Here is a 1,089-nt window from a genome sequence, read left to right on the forward strand (position 1 = left end):
TCCTTGGCGGCCTGGTTGAGGGCGTTGTCCACCTCCTGGCGGTCGAACTCCGAGACGATGTCGAACGAGGACTCCGAGGCCATGGACGCGCTCCTTCTCCTGGGTTGGGGGACGATCCCGGCCAGGCTACCCGGCCGTGACATCCGCCCGGGCCACCCCGCCGGCCCCCGATTTGGCACCGGGGGTCACACGCGTTGTATCGTGTCCTAGCGCCTTCAAGGATGCACGCCAGATTGCCCGAGCGGCCAAAGGGAGCGGATTGTAAATCCGTCGGCTTATGCCTACGTTGGTTCGAATCCATCATCTGGCACGCGAGACCCCCGCCACAAGCGGGGGTCTTCGTGCATTTCCTGGCCGCGATAGTGTGGCCGTGTGACACCGTGGACATCAGCGGCGCCGGGTGCGGGACGCCGGTGTGCCGCATCTCATCGAAAAGATTCGAGGTGAGGGGTATCCACGACAGGGTCGGCTCCGAACAACAGGACATGACACTGGATTCGGTAAGCGCCGCCCAGCGGATGACCTCTCGCGACCTGCCCGACGGCCTGGGTCCCGCCGTCGACGACTGGGCGGCCGATCTCGACCGCACCACCCGATCCGGCAAGGGCATGCGCTCGGCACTGTTCGACGCGGTCTACACGCACGCCGGCGGTCGCGACGAGGCGGTTCGCGCCGCCGCCTGTCAGGCGCTCGAACTCCTCCACGAGGCCTTCCTGGTCCATGACGACGTGGCCGACGGCGACGACCACCGCCGGGGCCGGCCCAACCTGCAGGGTCGGACCACGACGCGGGGTGCCGAGCAGGGGTTGTCCCGGGAGACCGCCGCGCACGTCGGCATGGTGGGGGGACTGCTCGGCGGGGATCTCCTCCTGGTGGCCGCGATGGGCGAGTTCGCCCGGTTGCCCGTGCCGGCGCCCGTGCTGCACCGCGCCATGGCGGAGGTCGAAGGCGCGGTGGTGGCCTCCATCGCCGGGGAGTACGCCGACGTGCACGGTGCGGCCCACGGTGAGCCGACCACGCAGGAACACGCGCTGGCGATCGGTGCCGCCAAGACCGCGGCCTATTCCGTGACCCTGCCCATGGTGCTGG

2 protein-coding genes and 1 tRNA gene are annotated in these 1,089 nt (G+C 69.3%); 2 read left to right on the top strand and 1 reads right to left on the bottom strand.

Features of this window, described 5'->3' with window-relative positions; all coding sequences use genetic code 11:
- The coding region (locus G6031_RS18130) for a DUF520 family protein (protein WP_182654032.1) at positions 1–83 on the bottom strand (83 nt) is incomplete at its 3' end.
- Between the two features lie 144 nt (positions 84–227).
- Between G6031_RS18130 and G6031_RS18135 the strand changes: the two genes are divergently transcribed.
- Positions 228–310, top strand: a tRNA-Tyr gene (locus tag G6031_RS18135).
- Positions 311–485: 175 nt separating this feature from the next.
- Positions 486–1,089: polyprenyl synthetase family protein (locus G6031_RS18140; RefSeq protein ID WP_182654031.1), on the top strand; the 604-nt coding region annotated here is incomplete at its 3' end.

The sequence above is a fragment of the Dietzia sp. CQ4 genome, assembly GCF_014145125.1.
GTDB lineage: Bacteria > Actinomycetota > Actinomycetes > Mycobacteriales > Mycobacteriaceae > Dietzia > Dietzia natronolimnaea.